The sequence below is a fragment of the Stenotrophomonas sp. RS-48 genome (genome assembly GCF_030053245.1).
Classification (GTDB): domain Bacteria; phylum Pseudomonadota; class Gammaproteobacteria; order Xanthomonadales; family Xanthomonadaceae; genus Stenotrophomonas; species Stenotrophomonas maltophilia_P.
Map to the genome: position 1 here is coordinate 12,376 of NZ_JASGBV010000111.1, position 15,437 is coordinate 27,812.

Sequence of the window (15,437 nt, forward strand, 5' to 3'; positions counted from 1 at the left end):
GCCGAGCCCATGCCCGGCTCTGCCGGGGCGCGTCAGTTACTCAGCGCCTGACCCTGCGCAGCGGCACCAGCAGTGCCCACAGCCCCAGCAGCACGAACCACACGCCCGACCACATCGGCATGGTCAGTCCGAGGAAGGTCCAGTCGATGTTGCCGCAGTTGCCGGTACCGGTCAGCACCGTGCGGAACACCTCGAACGGGCCCATGGTCTCGCGCAGGAAGCTCAGCGGTGGGCCACAGGTGGCACCCATTTCCGGCGGCAGCATCTGCACGTAGACATGGCGCGCGGCGATGCCGACGCCGACGGCTGCCGCAATGAAGGCAAGGATGCCGTACGTCACCCGTCCCGGCCGGTTCGACGGGCCGTGCAGTGCGCCCAGCAGGAACAGCAGGCCGAGCGCGGCAAAGGCCAGCCGCTGGAAGATGCACAGCGGGCACGGCTCCAGCCCCATCTTCAGCTGCAGGAAAATCGCATAGCCCAGCAGGCCCACGCAGATCAGGAAGCCCAGCAGGAACTGGGCGCGGAAGGGCCAGCGCAGAGGATTCATCGTGAATGCTCGAATGGATCAGGCGCCAAGCGTAACCGACCGCGCCTGCCATTCGAACCGCTGCCGGTGACGCTCGTCGGAACGGTGCGGGCCACTTCCCTTCGCAGGTAGCGCCGGGCCATGCCCGGCGAGTGCAGCGGAAACGTAAACGCCGGGCATCGCCCGGCGCTACCAGAACGCAAAAGCCCGGCAGATGCCGGGCTTTCACTGTGTCGCGTTGGAGCGGTCCGATTACTCGGCCACTTCCTCGGCCACGGCCGGACGGTCGACCAGCTCGACGTAGGCCATCGGAGCATTGTCGCCGGCGCGGAAGCCGCACTTCAGCAGACGCAGGTAGCCGCCCGGACGGTTCGCGTAGCGCGGGCCCAGGATGGTGAACAGGTTGCCCACGGCTTCGTTGTCACGCAGGCGGGCAAAGGCCAGACGGCGGTTGGCAACGGAATCGACCTTGGCCAGGGTGATCAGCGGCTCGGCGACGCGGCGCAGTTCCTTGGCCTTCGGCAGGGTGGTCTTGATCAGCTCGTGCTTGAACAGCGAGGCGGCCATGTTCTTGAACATCGCTTCGCGATGGGCGCTGGTACGGCTGAACTTACGGCCAGACTTCTGGTGACGCATGGTGATGTTCCTTGGTTAATGATGTGGCTGTGTGGATCGTTGTCGCCATCCTGGCGTTGCTGCACGGACTGCGGATGGTCCTGGCCGCCCGTCCTGGACGACCTGCCCGCGAACCTGCGGTTCGTCATGGCATCTTGCGGTGAAGGCTCCACCGCTGACGGTGGAGCCTTCGGGTACAGCAGGAGGCTTTATCAGCCCAGCATGCCGTGGCTGGCGACGCCGGCCGGCGGCCAGTTCTCCAGCTTCATGCCAAGCGACAGGCCACGCTGGGCCAGCACTTCCTTGATCTCGGTGAGCGACTTCTTGCCCAGATTCGGGGTCTTCAGCAGCTCCACTTCGGTCTTCTGGATCAGATCGCCGATGTAGTAGATGCTTTCAGCCTTCAGGCAGTTGGCCGAACGCACGGTCAGCTCCAGATCGTCGATCGGGCGCAGCAGCACCGGATCCACGCCGTTGTTGGCCGGCTTGGCCGCACCGCGGTCGCGGTGGGTGAAGTCACCGAACACCGACAGCTGATCGCTGAGGATGTCGGCGGCGGTGCGCACGGCTTCCTCGGCATCGATGGTGCCGTTGGTCTCGATATCGATGACCAGCTTGTCCAGGTCGGTACGCTGTTCGACGCGGGCCGCTTCCACGGCATAGGCGACGCGGCGGACCGGCGAGAACGAGGCATCCAGGACCAGGCGACCGATGGCACGGGTTTCTTCGTCCGGACGACGACGCGCAGCAGCCGGCTGGTAGCCGAAACCACGCTCGATCTTCAGACGCATGTTCACTGCCGTATCCTTGGTCAGGTGGCAGATCACATGGTCGCCGTTCAGGATCTCCACATTGTGGTCGACCTTGATATCGGCAGCGGTGACAACGCCCGGGCCCTGCTTGGACAGGGACAGGGTGGCGCTGTCGCCGGAGTGCATACGGATGGCCACGTCCTTCAGGTTCAGCAGGACTTCGAGCACGTCCTCCTGCAGACCTTCGACCGTGGTGTACTCATGCAACACGCCGTCGATTTCGACTTCCGTGATGGCGAAGCCCGGGATGGACGACAGCAGCACGCGACGCAGGGCGTTGCCCAGCGTATGCCCGTAACCCCGCTCCAAAGGTTCGATAACGACCTTTGCACGGGTGTCGGTAAGGCGTTCGATCTGCGGACCGCGAGGACGCAGAACCTGGTTGGCGGTAACCGTCATGTTGCGGGTTCTCCTAGTGAACCCCCGGCCGTCGCCGGGGGCTCTCCAATGTGAATTACTTCGAATACAGCTCGACGATCAGCGCTTCGTTGATGTCCGCAGGCAGATCCGAACGATCCGGAACCGCCTTGAAGATGCCGGTGAACTTGCCGGAATCCACTTCAACCCACGACGGGCTCAGGTCATGCTGTGCGGCGACGGTCAGGGCTTCCTGGACGCGCAGCTGCTTGGCAGCCTTCTCGGACAGCGCGATGGCATCGCCAGCCTTGACCTGGTACGAAGCCAGGTTGACCGACTTGCCATTCACGGTGACGCCGCGGTGCGACACCAGCTGGCGGGCAGCCGGACGGGTCACGGCGAAGCCCATGCGGTAGACGACGTTGTCCAGGCGGGTTTCCAGCAGCTGCAGCAGGTTCTCGCCGGTGTTGCCCTTCTTGGTCGAGGCCTTCTTGTAGTAGTTGCGGAACTGACGCTCCAGCAGGCCGTAGATACGCTTGACCTTCTGCTTTTCACGCAGCTGGGTGGCGTAGTCGGACAGCTTGCCCTTGCGGGCAGTGGCGCCATGCTGGCCGGGCTTCTGCTCCAGCTTGCACTTGGAGTCCAGCGCACGCGCCGGGCTCTTCAGGGACAGGTCGGCGCCTTCGCGGCGGGCGAGCTTACAGGTAGGACCGATATAACGAGCCATTTCTTATCGCTCCCTTTAGACGCGACGCTTCTTCGGCGGACGGCACCCGTTGTGCGGGATGGGCGTCACGTCGATGATGTTGGTGATCTTGTAGCCGACGTTGTTCAACGAACGCACGGCCGACTCACGGCCCGGACCCGGGCCCTTGATGCGGACTTCCAGCGACTTCACGCCGTAGTCCAGCGCAGCACGACCGGCCTTCTCGGCAGCCACCTGGGCAGCGAACGGGGTCGACTTGCGCGAACCGCGGAAGCCAGCGCCACCGGAGGTCGCCCACGACAGAGCATTGCCCTGGCGGTCGGTGATGGTGACGATGGTGTTGTTGAACGAAGCGTGGACGTGGGCAACGCCGTCAGTGACGACGCGCTTGATCTTCTTCTTGGTCTTAGCAGCGGGCTTAGCCATTTCTCAGTCCCTTACTTCTTGATCGCCTTGCGCGGACCCTTGCGGGTGCGGGCGTTGGTACGGGTGCGCTGGCCACGCAGCGGGAGGCCACGACGGTGACGCAGGCCGCGGTAGCAGCCCAGGTCCATCAGGCGCTTGATCGCGATGCCGATCTCACGGCGCAGATCGCCTTCCACGATGTACTTGCCGACTTCGGCGCGCAGGCGCTCGATTTCCGGCTCCGACAGATCGCGGATCTTGGTGGTCGAAGCGACGCCTGCGACTTCGCAGACCTTCTTCGAACGGGTACGGCCGATGCCGTAAATGCTTTGCAACCCGACCCAGACATGCTTCTGGGCTGGCAGGTTGACGCCTGCAATACGCGCCATGACGCGGTTCTCCAGCTGAGTGATGGCCGACAGCGCGCCTCGGGCACGCCAATCCGGCAGGATGGATCAAAAAAGTGAACTAGCGATACTAACAAGGTTCCGGTTTACATGGAAGCCCGTGAAACCAGAGGTTTCATGAACCCGGCCTGGGGAGTGTGCCCAGGCTCCGGCGCCGGATGGGGTTGATCCCGGGAGGTCTCCCGGGGCCGCCCGCGCTACTCCTGCGCGGGACCACCTCATCACACCCCCACCCGGAACCGCTGCGGGGGCCGCCCTTCGTTTGTGTGGCCGGAGTCCGCGAAGCGGAGGGACCATCACGTCAGGAAGACGAAAGTATAACAGGCGAATCAGCCGCGGGCAAAACCGCCGCGGTTGCCACCCTTCAGGTTGGCCTTCTTCAGCAGGCTCTCGTACTGGTGGGACATCAGGTGCGCCTGCACCTGGGCGATGAAGTCCATCACCACCACCACCACGATCAGCAGCGAGGTACCGCCAAAGTAGAACGAGGCGTTCAGCTGCGTCCGCATCAGTTCCGGCAGCAGGCAGACGATCACCAGGTAGGCCGAGCCGGCTGCGGTCAGGCGGGTCAGCACGCCGTCGATGTAGTCGGCAGTGGCCTTGCCCGGACGGATGCCCGGAATCAGCGCGCCCGACTTCTTCAGGTTGTCGGCGGTTTCCTGCGAGTTGAACACCAGCGCGGTATAGAAGAACGCGAAACCGGTGATCAGCGCAGCGAACACGATCATGTGCAGCGGCTCGCCCGGACCCAGCGCGTTGGCGACCTTCTGCAGGACCTGGCCGAAGCTGCTCTGGTTGGCCGCTTGGCCGGACCACATGGCCAGGGTGGCCGGGAAGGCCAGCAGGCTCGAGGCGAAGATCGCCGGGATGACGCCGGCCATGTTGAGCTTCAGCGGCAGGAACGAGGTCTGGTTCATGTACGCATTGCGACCGCCCTGGCGGCGCGCGTAATTGACCGTGATCCGGCGCTGGCCGCGCTCGACGAACACCACGAAGAAGGTGAAGGCGAGTACGACGATGGCGATCAGCAGCAGCTGGATAAACTGGATGTTGCCGTCGCGGTAGGCATCGAAGGTATGGATGACCGCGCCCGGCAGGCCCGCCACGATACCGGCGAAGATGATCAGCGACACGCCGTTGCCGATGCCGCGCTCGGTGACCTGCTCACCGACCCACATCAGGAACATGGTGCCGGCGGTCAGCGCGACCACGGCGGTGAGCACGAAGCCCATGCCCGGCGCGTACACGACCGGAGCGCCCGACGGCGAGACCTGGCCCTGCAGGGCCAGAGCGATCGAACCGCCCTGCACCACTGCCAGCAGCACGGCGCCGATGCGCGAATACTGGGTGATCTTGCGGCGACCGGACTCACCTTCCTTCTGCATCGCCTTCAGGGCGGGGAAGATGTGCACGGCCAGCTGCATCACGATCGATGCCGAGATGTACGGCATCACGTTCAGCGCGAAGATGCTGAAACGGTGCAGGGCGCCGCCCGAGAACATGTTGAACATGTCCACGATGCCGCCGCCCTGCTGTTGCATCATGGCAAGCATGGCATCGGGATTGACGCCCGGCACCGGCACGTAGCAGCCGATGCGATAGACGATCAAAGCCCCGACGACGAACAGCAAACGTTGGCGAAGTTCAGTGAACTTGCCCATTCCGCCCGCGAGGTTACCGATGCCAGCTTGCGCCATGATTTTCTTACTCCGTTACGCTGCCGCCGGCAGCTTCGATCGCAGCCTTGGCACCGGCCGTGGCAGCAACACCCTTCAGGGTGAACGCCTTGGTCACTTCGCCCTTGACGACGACCTTGGCCTTCTTGGCAGTGCTCGGGACCAGCTTGGCGGCACGCAGGGCAGCGAAGTCGATCTCGCCGGCCGGCAGCTTGTCCAGCTGGTACAGCAGCACTTCAGCGGTGTCCTTGGCGATCGGCGAACGGAAGCCGATCTTCGGCAGACGACGCTGCATGGGGGTCTGGCCGCCTTCGAAGCCGGCCTTGATCTTGCCGCCACCCTTGCGGGCGAACGAACCCTTGTGGCCGCGGCCGGCAGTCTTGCCCAGGCCCGAGCCGATACCGCGACCGACGCGGGTGCGCTCGGTACGGGCGCCCGGTGCCGGGCTCAGTTCATTGAGACGCAGAGTCATGATCGATTACTCCTCAACCTTGACGAGGTAGTGAACGGTGTTGATCAGGCCGCGAACCTGCGGGCTGTCCTTCAGTTCACGCACATCGTTGAGCTTGTTCAGACCCAGGGCACGCACCGACAGGCGGTGACGCGACTGAGCACCACGCAGGCCGCGCACCAGGCGCACCTTCACAGTCTTGTTGGACTCATTAGCCATGGTTGAGTTCCTCCACCTTCTTGCCGCGCTTGGCCGCGATGCGGGCCGGCGACTGCGCTGCAGACAGGCCCTTCACGGTGGCACGCACCAGGTTGATCGGGTTGCGCGAACCGGTGGCCTTGGCCAGCACGTTCTTCACGCCAACCGCTTCCAGGACGGCGCGCATGGCACCGCCGGCGATGACGCCGGTACCTTCCGAAGCCGGCTGCATGAACACGCGGGCTGCGCCATGACCATCCTTGATGGTGTGCCACAGGGTGCCGTTGTTCAGGTCAACGCTGACCAGGTTCTTGCGGGCCTGTTCCATCGACTTCTGGATGGCGACCGGCACTTCGCGGGCCTTGCCATAACCGAAACCGACCTTGCCTTCGCCGTCGCCGACCACGGTCAGGGCGGTGAAGGTGAACTGGCGACCACCCTTGACGGTCTTGCTGACGCGGTTGACCGCGACCAGCTTTTCGATCATGCCGTCGTCGATCTTCTCTTCGCGGTTACGGTCGCGATCGCGACCCCGCTGCTGACGCTCTTCTGCCATGTTGATTCCTTGGTTGTTGGGTATGTACGGCTCAGGGCCGCTTATGGTTGTGGAATGACGCGTCGTTCCGGTGGGCCACTACAGAAGAATGGCGCCGTCCAGCCTCGCTCAGGCTGGCGAGCAGGCGAACAGGGGGCCATCGGCCCCCTGCCCCGATCCCTTAGAACTGCAGGCCGGCTTCGCGGGCAGCCTCTGCCAGGGCCTTGATACGGCCGTGGTAACGGTAACCCGAACGATCGAAGGCAACCTTCTCGACGCCGGCGGCCTTGGCACGCTCAGCGACGATGCGGCCAACCTTGGCGGCGGCATCGACATTCTTGCCGCTCTTCAGGCCTTCCTTGACGTCGGTCTGGGTGGTGTTGGCGGCAGCCAGCACCTTGGAACCGTCGGCGGTGAAGACCTGGGCATACAGGTGCTGGCCGGTGCGCAGCACCGACAGGCGGGCGACGCCGAGCTCACGGATGTGGGCGCGGGTCGACTTGGCGCGACGCAGGCGGGCGATGTTCTTGTTCATGATGTTTTTCCTATGAAAGCGGAAGCGCCTATTAGGCCTTCTTGGCTTCCTTACGGATGATGACTTCGTCGGAGTACTTCACGCCCTTGCCCTTGTACGGCTCCGGCTTGCGGAACGCACGGATCTTGGCGGCAACTTCACCGACGGCCTGCTTGTCCGCGCCCTGGACCAGGATCTCGGTCTGGGTCGGGGTGGACAGCGTGATGCCTTCCGGCGCCACGAACACGACCGGGTGCGAGAAGCCCAGCGACAGGCTCAGGTCCTTGCCCTGCATGGCAGCGCGGTAACCCACGCCGACCAGCTCCAGCTTGCGCTCGAAGCCTTCGGACACGCCCTTGACCATGTTGGCCAGGATCGCACGCACGGTACCGGTCAGTGCGACCAGTTCGACGTTCTCGGTGCTCAGGGTGGCAACGCCGTTGTCGACGTTGATGGCAATACCGGCCGGCTTGGCCAGCGACAGGGTGCCCTTCGGGCCCTTGGCGGTGACGCTTTCCGACTGGACGTTCAGTTCAACCTTACCCAGGTCGATCGGCTTCTTGGCTACGCGGGACATAGTTCTACTCCTTTCGCCTTAGGCCACGAAGCACAGGACTTCGCCGCCGACGCCCAGCTGGCGCGCCTGCGCATCAGTCATGATGCCCTTGGAGGTGGAAATGATGGAGATGCCCAGGCCGTTCATGACCTTCGGCAGCTCGCTCTTGCCGCGGTACTGGCGCAGACCCGAACGCGAGAAGCGCTTCAGGGTCGCGATGACCGGCTTGCCTTCGAAATACTTCAGCACGATTTCCAGCTCGGCCTTGTTGTTCTCCAGCTGGGTAACGCGCAGGTCGGTGATGTAACCCTCGTCCTTCAGGACCTGGGCGATCGCAACCTTGATCTTGGACGACGGGGCTTTCACCGTCTGCTTGCCAACCGCGGCCGCATTCTTGATGCGGACCAGCAGGTCGGCGATGGGATCAGTCATGCTCATATGAGTACCTTTGAGTGCACCGATATCCGCTTTCGCGAAAATCTGTTGTCTCCTGGAAACGGGCCAGGTCCCTTGATGCAGCGGACCTGTGGCCCGCCCTACAACCCCGTCTGCACAGGGCAAGACGCGGGAGTATACGCCAAAAGAGCCCGACTTGCGTCGGGCTCTTCGGGTTTTTTGCGAAAGGGAGGCTGAATGCCTCCCCTCCCCGGTTCAGGAACCCCCGGGGGGGCGCCTGATCGCAGGACCGGCTGGGATTACCAGCTGGCCTTGCGCAGACCCGGGACGTCGCCACGCATGGTGGCTTCACGCAGCTTGTTGCGGCCCAGGCCGAACTTGCTGTAGACGCCACGCGGACGGCCGGACAGTTCGCAGCGGTTGCGCTGGCGGCTCGGCGACGAATCGCGCGGCAGCTTGGCCAGCTTGGCAGCAGCTTCGATCTTCTCGTCGTAGCTCGCGTCCACCGAGGACACGATCTTCTTCAGAGCAGCACGCTTCTCAGCGTACTTCTTGGCCAGCTTTTCCCGCTTGATGTCGCGGTTGACCATGGAGGTCTTTGCCATTTCGGTTTCCTCGACGGATCAGTTACGGAACGGGAACTTGAACGCTGCCAGCAGCGCCTTCGCTTCCGCGTCGGTCTTCGCAGTGGTGGTGATGGCGATATCCATACCGCGGATCGCGTCGACAGCGTCGAAGTCGATTTCCGGGAAGATGATCTGTTCCTTCACACCCATGTTGAAGTTGCCGCGACCGTCGAAGGAACGACCGGAGACACCACGGAAGTCGCGCACGCGCGGCAGCGAGATGTTGATCAGGCGATCCAGGAACTCGTACATCTTGTGGCGACGCAGCGTGGTCTTGCAGCCGATCGGCCAACCATCGCGGATCTTGAACGACGCAACCGAAATACGCGACTTGGTGACAACCGGCTTCTGGCCGGAAATCTTGGTCATGTCGCCGACGGCGTTTTCCAGGATCTTCTTGTTGGTGGCCGCTTCGCCGACACCCATGTTCAGGGTGACCTTGACGAGCTTCGGCACTTCCATCGGATTGGTGTAGCCGAACTGCTTCATCAGCGCCGGCACCACTTCGTCCTTGTAGAACTTTTCGAGACGGGAAGTCATCTTCTCATTCCTCAGGCGTCGAGCGCCTCACCGCTGGAGCGGAACACACGCAGTTTGCGTCCATCCTCCAGCACCTTGAAGCCAACGCGTTCGCCCTTGCCCGAAGCCGGGTTCAGCACATTCACGTTGGAGATATGGATCGAAGCTTCACGCTCGACCACGCCGCCGGCAACGCCTGCCTGCGGGTTCGGCTTGGTGTGGCGCTTGACGATGTTCACGTTGGCGACGACCACACGGTCGCCGTCGACGCGGACGACTTCGCCCTGCTTGCCCTTGTCCTTGCCGGTGTTGACGACGACCTGGTCGCCCTTCTTGATACGGTTAGCCATGATTATCTCCTGTCGCTCACAGCACTTCGGGAGCGAGCGAGACGATCTTCATGAACTTCTCCGAACGAAGTTCACGGGTCACCGGCCCGAAGATACGGGTACCGATCGGCTCCTGCTTGTTGTTCAGCAGGACGGCAGCGTTGCCGTCGAAGCGGATCAGCGAGCCGTCGGCGCGACGCACACCCTTGCGGGTACGCACCACGACGGCGTCATACACTTCACCCTTCTTGACCTTGCCGCGCGGAATCGCATCCTTCACGGTGACCTTGATGATGTCGCCGATGCCGGCGTAACGGCGCTTGGAACCACCCAGCACCTTGAAGCACATCACCTGCTTGGCACCCGAATTGTCCGCGACGTCAAGGTAGCTCTGCATCTGGATCATGATTCAGACTCCTTATTCAGCCGCACGCGTGATGACTTCCACCACGCGCCAGTTCTTGGTCTTGGACATCGGAGCAATCTCGGTCACGCGGACGACATCGCCTTCCTTGCAGGCGTTGTCGGCATCGTGGGCGTGCAGCTTCGTCGAGCGCTTGATGTACTTGCCGTACAGTGCGTGCTTGACCTGACGCTCAACCAGGACGGTAACCGTCTTGTCCATCTTGTTGCTGACGACACGGCCTTCGACCGTGCGCAGCGTCTTGTTTTCAGTATTGTCGCTCATAGCGGCCATCCTTACTTCGTGCTGCCGAGCAGGGTCTTGACGCGAGCAATCTCGCGACGGACCCGGCGGATGTCGTGGGTCTTCGGCAGCTGGCCGGTGACCTGCTGCATACGGACAGAGAACTGTTCCTTACGCAGGTCGATCAGGTGGGCCTTGAGTTCGTCAGCCGACTTTTCACGGAGAGTTTTGATATCCATCAGCGCACCGTACGGGTCACGAAAGTGGTGGTGACCGAGAGCTTGGCGGCGGCCAGGCGGAACGCCTCGCGAGCCACTTCCTCGGAAACACCCTCGATTTCATAGATCATGCGGCCGGGCTGGATCTGGGCCACCCAGTATTCCACGTTACCCTTACCCGAACCCATTCGAACTTCGATGGGCTTCTTGGTGATGGGCTTGTCGGGGAACACGCGGATCCACATCTTGCCGCCGCGCTTGACGTAGCGGCTGATCGAGCGGCGAGCCGCTTCGATCTGACGCGCGGTCAGCTGACCGTGTGCGGTTGCCTTCAGGCCGTATTCGCCGAAGCTGACAGCGTTGGCGCTCCAGCTCAGGCCTTCGTTACGGCCCTTGTGTACCTTGCGGTACTTGGTTCGCTTGGGTTGCAACATTGTCGTTACCTCGCTTCACGGGCCGGGCGCTGACGGTCACCACGGTCGCCGCGATCGTGACGATCGTTGCGCGACGGGGTGTCGTCCTGCTTTTCCTGGCCAACCTGGGAGAAATCGAAGACCTCGCCCTTGTAGATCCAGACCTTGATGCCGATGATGCCGTAGGTCGTCTTGGCTTCAGCGAAGCCATAGTCGATGTCGGCACGCAGGGTGTGCAGCGGCACGCGGCCTTCGCGGTACCACTCCGAACGGGCGATTTCAGCACCGTTGAGGCGGCCACCCACGTTGACCTTGATGCCCAGGGCACCCAGGCGCATCGCGTTGCCCACCGAGCGCTTCATTGCGCGGCGGAACATGATGCGACGCTCCAGCTGCTGGGCGATCGACTCGGCAACGAGCTGCGCGTCCAGTTCCGGCTTGCGCACTTCGGTGACGTTGATGTGCGCCGGAACGCCCATCATCTCGCTCACTTCCTTGCGCAGCTTCTCGATGTCCTCACCACGCTTGCCGATCACCACGCCCGGACGGGCGGTGTGGATCGTCACGCGCGCGGTCTTGGCCGGACGCTCGATCAGGATCTTGCTGATGCCGGCCTGAGCCAGCTTCTTGCGCAGCATTTCGCGAACTTTCAGGTCGGCTGCCAGGTAACCAGCGAACTCGGCCTTGTTGGCGTACCACTTGGAGTTCCAGTCCTTGGAAATACCGAGACGGATACCAATCGGATGAACTTTATGACCCATGGTCTTTTCCTTATCCGCTTACTTGCCGGCGCCCACAACCACAGTGATGTGGCTGGTGCGCTTGAGGATGCGGGTACCGCGGCCTTTCGCCCGCGCCATGAAACGCTTCAGGGTCGGACCTTCATCAACCATGATGGTCTGAACCTTCAGCTCGTCGACGTCGGCGCCCTGGTTGTTCTCGGCGTTGGCAATAGCCGACTCCACCACCTTCTTGATCAGGTGGGCAGCCTTCTTGTCCGAGAACTTCAGCAGATTGACCGCACGTTCGGCCGGCAGACCGCGCACCTGGTCAGCGACCAGGCGAGCCTTCTGCGGGGAGATGCGCGCAGTGCGCAGGATGGCTTTCGCTTCCATTGTCATCTCTCCTTACTTGCCCGACTTCTTGTCACCACCGTGACCCTTGAAGGTCCGGGTGATGGCAAATTCGCCGAGCTTGTGGCCGACCATGTTCTCGTTGACGAGAACCGGGATGTGGTTCTTGCCGTTATGCACGGCAATGGTGATGCCTACCATGTCAGGCAGGATCATCGAACGGCGCGACCAGGTCTTGATCGGCTTCTTGCTGCCCGCAGCGGCCTCCACCTTCTTGACGAGGTGGTGATCGACGAACGGGCCCTTCTTGAGTGAACGTGCCATGGTCGATTAGCCCCTACGATCGCGGACGATGAACTGCTGAGTGCGCTTGTTATGGCGCGTCTTGTAACCCTTGGTCGGGACACCCCACGGGGTGACCGGATGCGGGTTACCCTGGCCGGCCTTGGCCTCACCACCACCGTGCGGGTGGTCAACCGGGTTCATGGCAGCACCACGAACGGTCGGGCGGACGCCGCGCCAGCGCTTGGCACCGGCCTTGCCCAGCTTTTCCAGGCTGTGCTCGTCGTTGCCGACTTCGCCGATGGTGGCGCAGCACTCGACCGGAACCTTACGCATTTCACCCGAGCGCAGGCGCAGGGTGGCGTAGATGCCTTCGCGGGCGACCAGCTGCACGGCAGCACCTGCAGCGCGGGCGATCTGAGCGCCCTTGCCCGGCTTCAGCTCGATGCAGTGGATGGTGGTACCGACCGGGATGTTGCGCAGCGGCAGGGTGTTGCCCGCCTTGATCGGGGCATCCGAACCAGCGATCACCTGATCACCGGCCTTCAGGCCCTTCGGGGCGATGATGTAGCGACGCTCGCCGTCGACGTAGCACAGCAGGGCGATATGGGCGGTGCGGTTCGGATCGTATTCGATGCGTTCCACGCGCGCCGGGATGCCCAGCTTGTTGCGCTTGAAGTCGATGATGCGGTAGTGCTGCTTGTGGCCACCACCGACGTGACGGGTGGTGATGCGGCCGTGGTGGTTACGACCACCCGAGCGGCTCTGCGACTCGACCAGCGCAGCGTGCGGAGCACCCTTGTGCAGGTCGGGCGTAACCACGCGCACGGCCGAACGGCGGCCGGGGGAAGTGGGCTTGAATTTCATCAATGGCATGGGATGTACCTCAGGCCTTGGCCGTTACATCGATCGACTGGCCATCGGCCAGGCGAACGTACGCCTTGCGCCAATCGCCGCGGCGGCCAGCACGGTTACGGAAGGACTTGTTCTTGCCCTTGACGTTGACCACGTTGACGGCTTCGACCTTGACGTCGAACAGCTGCTCAACCGCGGCCTTTACATCGGCCTTGGTGGCTTCGTTCGAAACTTCGAAGACATACTGGTTGGAGAGTTCCTGCAGGCGCGCGGTCTTTTCGGAGACACGCGGGGCACGCAGCACGCTGAAGATTTTTTCGTTGCTGTTCATGCCAGCCACTCCTCGACCTTCTTGACCGCGTCAGCGGTGATGACGACCGTGTCGGCACCGACCAGCGACACCGGGTCCAGGCCCTGCACGTCACGCACCTGCACGTACGGCAGATTGCGGGCGGACAGGTACAGGTGCTCGGAGGCTTCCTCGGTGACGATCAGCGGGCGCTTGCCCACTTCCAGGCCGGCCAGCTTGGCGATCAGACCCTTCGTGCTGGTCGCTTCGACATCGAAGGCCTCCACGATGGTCAGACGGCCCTGACGGTTCAGCTCGGACAGGATCGCGCACATGGCGGCACGGTACTGCTTACGATTGACCTTCTGCTCGAAGCTGCGCGGCTTGGCCGCGAAGGTGACACCGCCGCCGACGAAGATCGGAGCCGTCAGTGCGCCATGACGCGCGCCGCCGCCCTTCTGCTTCTTCGACTTCTTGGTGGTACCAGCCACTTCGGAGCGAGTCTTCTGTGCCTTGGTGCCGGCGCGACCGGCGTTGCGGTAAGCAACGACGACCTGGTGGACCAGATCTTCGCTGAAATCGCGACCGAACACGGCGTCGGAGACCGAGACCTTGTTGTTGCTACCCGTGATAACGAGTTCCATCGTCATCTCTCCTTATGCCTTGCTCGCCGGACGGACGATCACATCGCCACCCGCCGCGCCAGGAACGGCGCCGCGAACCGCAATCAGACCGCGCTCGACGTCGACCTTGACCACTTCCAGGTTCTGGGTGCTCTGCTGCACCGCGCCCATGTGGCCCGACATCTTCTTGCCCGGGAAAACGCGACCCGGGGTCTGGCGCTGACCCAGCGAACCCGGCGCGCGATGCGACAGCGAGTTACCGTGGGTTGCATCGCCCATACGGAAGTTGTGGCGCTTGATGGTGCCCTGGAAACCCTTACCCTTGGTGACACCCTGGACGTCGACGATCTGGCCGACTTCGAAGATGTCCGCCTTGACTTCGCCGCCGACGGCGAAATCGCCGAGCTGCGCGTCTTCAACGCGGAATTCCCACAGGCCACGACCCGCTTCCACCTTCGCCTTGGCGAAGTGGCCGGCTTCCGGCTTGTTGACCAGGGCAGCGCGACGCGCGCCGACGGTCACCTGCACGGCGCTGTAGCCGTCGGTTTCGACGGTCTTGATCTGCGCGATGCGGTTCGGGGTGGCTTCGATCAGGGTCACCGGGATGGAACGACCATCTTCGGTGAACACGCGGCTCATGCCGGCCTTGCGGCCCACGAAGCCCAACGAATACTTCTTCGTCATGGTCGTAGTCCTCAGGTCAGCTTGATCTGAACGTCGACGCCGGCAGCCAGTTCGAGCTTCATCAGCGCGTCCACGGTCTTGTCATTCGGGTCAACGATATCGAGCACGCGCTTGTGCGTGCGGGTCTCGTACTGGTCACGCGCGTCCTTGTCGACGTGCGGGGAAACGAGAACGGTGTAACGCTCGATCTTGGTCGGCAGCGGGATCGGGCCACGCACTTGCGCGCCGGTCCGCTTTGCCGTTTCAACGATCTCGCTGGCCGAACGGTCGATCAGACGATGATCGAACGCTTTCAGCCGGATCCGGATCTTTTGGTCCGCCATGGCGGTAGGTTCCTTCGTTAAAAGAGCGACAGACAAAGCCTCTGGGTTGCTTTGCCCCATGAAATTCCTGCATACGGACGGCCCGCACTCCTGCAGGCCGACAAGGTCAATCCGTAGACCTCAAAAACGTAGGCAGACCAGTTTCCCGGCCTGCCCAGACGTAGAAGCATAATGGCACGCCAGGCAGCTGTCAACAGTCTCCTGTTGACGCCGCCTGAATGGCCTTGACCCTTCCTGGTCCGGGGAACACAAGGCACATCCTGTGCCTGCTTTCCCATTTTGATACGCCCCGATGCCCTACCCAGGCAACATCGGGGCGCAGAGTCTAACAGATTACTTGATGATCTTCGAGACCACGCCGGCGCCGACGGTGCGGCCACCTTCGCGGATGGCGAAGCGCAGG

The 15,437-nt window shown here is 62.9% G+C and carries 28 protein-coding genes and 1 pseudogene; all 29 read right to left on the reverse strand.

Annotated elements, in window-relative coordinates:
* Nucleotides 1–40: 40 nt before the first annotated feature.
* Nucleotides 41–547 (reverse strand): disulfide bond formation protein B, encoded by a 507-nt coding sequence (locus QMZ25_RS17840; protein ID WP_053519753.1) that lies wholly within the window; start codon nt 545–547, stop codon nt 41–43.
* Nucleotides 548–778: 231 nt separating this feature from the next.
* Nucleotides 779–1,162: a 50S ribosomal protein L17 gene (gene rplQ, locus QMZ25_RS17845; RefSeq protein ID WP_053519752.1), complete on the reverse strand. Its 384-nt coding sequence runs from the start codon at nt 1,160–1,162 to the stop codon at nt 779–781.
* 191 nt (nt 1,163–1,353) lie between these two features.
* Nucleotides 1,354–2,352 carry a DNA-directed RNA polymerase subunit alpha gene (rpoA, locus tag QMZ25_RS17850; protein ID WP_004145453.1) on the reverse strand — a complete coding sequence of 333 codons (999 nt, stop codon included), beginning with the start codon at nt 2,350–2,352 and terminating at the stop codon, nt 1,354–1,356.
* A 55-nt stretch (nt 2,353–2,407) separates the two neighbouring features.
* On the reverse strand, nt 2,408–3,037 hold the full coding sequence (gene rpsD, locus QMZ25_RS17855; RefSeq protein WP_004145446.1) for a 30S ribosomal protein S4: 630 nt from the start codon (nt 3,035–3,037) through the stop codon (nt 2,408–2,410).
* A 15-nt stretch (nt 3,038–3,052) separates the two neighbouring features.
* A complete protein-coding gene (gene rpsK, locus QMZ25_RS17860; RefSeq protein ID WP_004145443.1) occupies nt 3,053–3,442 on the reverse strand; it encodes a 30S ribosomal protein S11 in 390 nt (129 codons plus the stop codon).
* Between the two features lie 11 nt (nt 3,443–3,453).
* Nucleotides 3,454–3,810 carry a 30S ribosomal protein S13 gene (gene rpsM, locus QMZ25_RS17865; RefSeq protein WP_004154500.1) on the reverse strand — a complete coding sequence of 119 codons (357 nt, stop codon included), beginning with the start codon at nt 3,808–3,810 and terminating at the stop codon, nt 3,454–3,456.
* A gap of 347 nt (nt 3,811–4,157) precedes the next feature.
* Entirely contained in the window at nt 4,158–5,525 is a 1,368-nt protein-coding gene (gene secY / locus QMZ25_RS17870; RefSeq protein ID WP_005415420.1) for a preprotein translocase subunit SecY, read from the reverse strand.
* A gap of 7 nt (nt 5,526–5,532) precedes the next feature.
* Nucleotides 5,533–5,976, reverse strand: coding sequence for a 50S ribosomal protein L15 (gene rplO / locus QMZ25_RS17875; RefSeq protein WP_053519751.1), 444 nt, complete (start codon nt 5,974–5,976; stop codon nt 5,533–5,535).
* Between the two features lie 6 nt (nt 5,977–5,982).
* Nucleotides 5,983–6,174 carry a 50S ribosomal protein L30 gene (gene rpmD, locus QMZ25_RS17880; RefSeq protein ID WP_004145412.1) on the reverse strand — a complete coding sequence of 64 codons (192 nt, stop codon included), beginning with the start codon at nt 6,172–6,174 and terminating at the stop codon, nt 5,983–5,985.
* Complete coding sequence (rpsE, locus tag QMZ25_RS17885; RefSeq protein WP_005408213.1) at nt 6,167–6,709, reverse strand: 30S ribosomal protein S5; 543 nt, start codon at nt 6,707–6,709, stop codon at nt 6,167–6,169. Before rpsE ends, rpmD begins: the two co-directional genes overlap by 8 nt.
* Before the next feature lie 160 nt (nt 6,710–6,869).
* Nucleotides 6,870–7,223 (reverse strand): 50S ribosomal protein L18, encoded by a 354-nt coding sequence (gene rplR, locus QMZ25_RS17890; RefSeq protein WP_053519749.1) that lies wholly within the window; start codon nt 7,221–7,223, stop codon nt 6,870–6,872.
* A gap of 31 nt (nt 7,224–7,254) precedes the next feature.
* Nucleotides 7,255–7,779, reverse strand: a complete 525-nt coding sequence (rplF, locus tag QMZ25_RS17895) for a 50S ribosomal protein L6 (RefSeq protein ID WP_053519748.1) — start codon at nt 7,777–7,779, stop codon at nt 7,255–7,257.
* Nucleotides 7,780–7,797: 18 nt separating this feature from the next.
* Nucleotides 7,798–8,196 (reverse strand): 30S ribosomal protein S8, encoded by a 399-nt coding sequence (gene rpsH, locus QMZ25_RS17900; protein ID WP_005415417.1) that lies wholly within the window; start codon nt 8,194–8,196, stop codon nt 7,798–7,800.
* 257 nt (nt 8,197–8,453) lie between these two features.
* Nucleotides 8,454–8,759: a 30S ribosomal protein S14 gene (gene rpsN / locus QMZ25_RS17905; protein WP_053519747.1), complete on the reverse strand. Its 306-nt coding sequence runs from the start codon at nt 8,757–8,759 to the stop codon at nt 8,454–8,456.
* 18 nt (nt 8,760–8,777) lie between these two features.
* Nucleotides 8,778–9,320, reverse strand: a complete 543-nt coding sequence (gene rplE / locus QMZ25_RS17910) for a 50S ribosomal protein L5 (protein ID WP_053519746.1) — start codon at nt 9,318–9,320, stop codon at nt 8,778–8,780.
* 11 nt (nt 9,321–9,331) lie between these two features.
* A complete protein-coding gene (gene rplX / locus QMZ25_RS17915) occupies nt 9,332–9,649 on the reverse strand; it encodes a 50S ribosomal protein L24 (protein WP_053519745.1) in 318 nt (105 codons plus the stop codon).
* Between the two features lie 16 nt (nt 9,650–9,665).
* A complete protein-coding gene (rplN, locus tag QMZ25_RS17920) occupies nt 9,666–10,034 on the reverse strand; it encodes a 50S ribosomal protein L14 (protein ID WP_010483978.1) in 369 nt (122 codons plus the stop codon).
* A 12-nt stretch (nt 10,035–10,046) separates the two neighbouring features.
* Nucleotides 10,047–10,316, reverse strand: a complete 270-nt coding sequence (rpsQ, locus tag QMZ25_RS17925; RefSeq protein WP_053519744.1) for a 30S ribosomal protein S17 — start codon at nt 10,314–10,316, stop codon at nt 10,047–10,049.
* 11 nt (nt 10,317–10,327) lie between these two features.
* Nucleotides 10,328–10,513: a 50S ribosomal protein L29 gene (rpmC, locus tag QMZ25_RS17930; RefSeq protein ID WP_004154487.1), complete on the reverse strand. Its 186-nt coding sequence runs from the start codon at nt 10,511–10,513 to the stop codon at nt 10,328–10,330.
* Entirely contained in the window at nt 10,513–10,926 is a 414-nt protein-coding gene (gene rplP / locus QMZ25_RS17935; RefSeq protein WP_053519743.1) for a 50S ribosomal protein L16, read from the reverse strand. Before rplP ends, rpmC begins: the two co-directional genes overlap by 1 nt.
* Before the next feature lie 5 nt (nt 10,927–10,931).
* Entirely contained in the window at nt 10,932–11,666 is a 735-nt protein-coding gene (gene rpsC, locus QMZ25_RS17940; RefSeq protein ID WP_004145350.1) for a 30S ribosomal protein S3, read from the reverse strand.
* A gap of 18 nt (nt 11,667–11,684) precedes the next feature.
* The gene (rplV, locus tag QMZ25_RS17945) at nt 11,685–12,020 is read right to left on the reverse strand and encodes a 50S ribosomal protein L22 (RefSeq protein ID WP_080375339.1); all 336 of its coding nucleotides are present in this window, start codon (nt 12,018–12,020) and stop codon (nt 11,685–11,687) included.
* A 12-nt stretch (nt 12,021–12,032) separates the two neighbouring features.
* The gene (gene rpsS / locus QMZ25_RS17950) at nt 12,033–12,302 is read right to left on the reverse strand and encodes a 30S ribosomal protein S19 (protein WP_005415413.1); all 270 of its coding nucleotides are present in this window, start codon (nt 12,300–12,302) and stop codon (nt 12,033–12,035) included.
* Between the two features lie 6 nt (nt 12,303–12,308).
* On the reverse strand, nt 12,309–13,136 hold the full coding sequence (gene rplB, locus QMZ25_RS17955) for a 50S ribosomal protein L2 (protein ID WP_053519741.1): 828 nt from the start codon (nt 13,134–13,136) through the stop codon (nt 12,309–12,311).
* 10 nt (nt 13,137–13,146) lie between these two features.
* The gene (gene rplW / locus QMZ25_RS17960; protein WP_004145338.1) at nt 13,147–13,446 is read right to left on the reverse strand and encodes a 50S ribosomal protein L23; all 300 of its coding nucleotides are present in this window, start codon (nt 13,444–13,446) and stop codon (nt 13,147–13,149) included.
* Nucleotides 13,443–14,048, reverse strand: a complete 606-nt coding sequence (gene rplD, locus QMZ25_RS17965) for a 50S ribosomal protein L4 (RefSeq protein WP_053519740.1) — start codon at nt 14,046–14,048, stop codon at nt 13,443–13,445. The genes rplW and rplD overlap by 4 nt, the downstream gene beginning before the upstream one ends.
* A 12-nt stretch (nt 14,049–14,060) precedes the next feature.
* Nucleotides 14,061–14,711 (reverse strand): 50S ribosomal protein L3, encoded by a 651-nt coding sequence (gene rplC / locus QMZ25_RS17970; protein ID WP_004145336.1) that lies wholly within the window; start codon nt 14,709–14,711, stop codon nt 14,061–14,063.
* A gap of 11 nt (nt 14,712–14,722) precedes the next feature.
* Nucleotides 14,723–15,034 carry a 30S ribosomal protein S10 gene (rpsJ, locus tag QMZ25_RS17975; RefSeq protein ID WP_005408208.1) on the reverse strand — a complete coding sequence of 104 codons (312 nt, stop codon included), beginning with the start codon at nt 15,032–15,034 and terminating at the stop codon, nt 14,723–14,725.
* A gap of 333 nt (nt 15,035–15,367) precedes the next feature.
* Nucleotides 15,368–15,437, reverse strand: a pseudogene (locus QMZ25_RS17980) (elongation factor Tu); the annotation flags it as partial.

Coding starts and splice junctions, on each gene's coding strand:
- QMZ25_RS17840 (WP_053519753.1), bottom strand. CDS start 547: ATGAATCCTCTGCGCTGGCCCTTCCGCGCCCAGTTCCTGCTGGGCTTC.
- rplQ (WP_053519752.1), bottom strand. CDS start 1,162: ATGCGTCACCAGAAGTCTGGCCGTAAGTTCAGCCGTACCAGCGCCCAT.
- rpoA (WP_004145453.1), bottom strand. CDS start 2,352: ATGACGGTTACCGCCAACCAGGTTCTGCGTCCTCGCGGTCCGCAGATC.
- rpsD (WP_004145446.1), bottom strand. CDS start 3,037: ATGGCTCGTTATATCGGTCCTACCTGTAAGCTCGCCCGCCGCGAAGGC.
- rpsK (WP_004145443.1), bottom strand. CDS start 3,442: ATGGCTAAGCCCGCTGCTAAGACCAAGAAGAAGATCAAGCGCGTCGTC.
- rpsM (WP_004154500.1), bottom strand. CDS start 3,810: ATGGCGCGTATTGCAGGCGTCAACCTGCCAGCCCAGAAGCATGTCTGG.
- secY (WP_005415420.1), bottom strand. CDS start 5,525: ATGGCGCAAGCTGGCATCGGTAACCTCGCGGGCGGAATGGGCAAGTTC.
- rplO (WP_053519751.1), bottom strand. CDS start 5,976: ATGACTCTGCGTCTCAATGAACTGAGCCCGGCACCGGGCGCCCGTACC.
- rpmD (WP_004145412.1), bottom strand. CDS start 6,174: ATGGCTAATGAGTCCAACAAGACTGTGAAGGTGCGCCTGGTGCGCGGC.
- rpsE (WP_005408213.1), bottom strand. CDS start 6,709: ATGGCAGAAGAGCGTCAGCAGCGGGGTCGCGATCGCGACCGTAACCGC.
- rplR (WP_053519749.1), bottom strand. CDS start 7,223: ATGAACAAGAACATCGCCCGCCTGCGTCGCGCCAAGTCGACCCGCGCC.
- rplF (WP_053519748.1), bottom strand. CDS start 7,779: ATGTCCCGCGTAGCCAAGAAGCCGATCGACCTGGGTAAGGTTGAACTG.
- rpsH (WP_005415417.1), bottom strand. CDS start 8,196: ATGAGCATGACTGATCCCATCGCCGACCTGCTGGTCCGCATCAAGAAT.
- rpsN (WP_053519747.1), bottom strand. CDS start 8,759: ATGGCAAAGACCTCCATGGTCAACCGCGACATCAAGCGGGAAAAGCTG.
- rplE (WP_053519746.1), bottom strand. CDS start 9,320: ATGACTTCCCGTCTCGAAAAGTTCTACAAGGACGAAGTGGTGCCGGCG.
- rplX (WP_053519745.1), bottom strand. CDS start 9,649: ATGGCTAACCGTATCAAGAAGGGCGACCAGGTCGTCGTCAACACCGGC.
- rplN (WP_010483978.1), bottom strand. CDS start 10,034: ATGATCCAGATGCAGAGCTACCTTGACGTCGCGGACAATTCGGGTGCC.
- rpsQ (WP_053519744.1), bottom strand. CDS start 10,316: ATGAGCGACAATACTGAAAACAAGACGCTGCGCACGGTCGAAGGCCGT.
- rpmC (WP_004154487.1), bottom strand. CDS start 10,513: ATGGATATCAAAACTCTCCGTGAAAAGTCGGCTGACGAACTCAAGGCC.
- rplP (WP_053519743.1), bottom strand. CDS start 10,926: ATGTTGCAACCCAAGCGAACCAAGTACCGCAAGGTACACAAGGGCCGT.
- rpsC (WP_004145350.1), bottom strand. CDS start 11,666: ATGGGTCATAAAGTTCATCCGATTGGTATCCGTCTCGGTATTTCCAAG.
- rplV (WP_080375339.1), bottom strand. CDS start 12,020: ATGGAAGCGAAAGCCATCCTGCGCACTGCGCGCATCTCCCCGCAGAAG.
- rpsS (WP_005415413.1), bottom strand. CDS start 12,302: ATGGCACGTTCACTCAAGAAGGGCCCGTTCGTCGATCACCACCTCGTC.
- rplB (WP_053519741.1), bottom strand. CDS start 13,136: ATGCCATTGATGAAATTCAAGCCCACTTCCCCCGGCCGCCGTTCGGCC.
- rplW (WP_004145338.1), bottom strand. CDS start 13,446: ATGAACAGCAACGAAAAAATCTTCAGCGTGCTGCGTGCCCCGCGTGTC.
- rplD (WP_053519740.1), bottom strand. CDS start 14,048: ATGGAACTCGTTATCACGGGTAGCAACAACAAGGTCTCGGTCTCCGAC.
- rplC (WP_004145336.1), bottom strand. CDS start 14,711: ATGACGAAGAAGTATTCGTTGGGCTTCGTGGGCCGCAAGGCCGGCATG.
- rpsJ (WP_005408208.1), bottom strand. CDS start 15,034: ATGGCGGACCAAAAGATCCGGATCCGGCTGAAAGCGTTCGATCATCGT.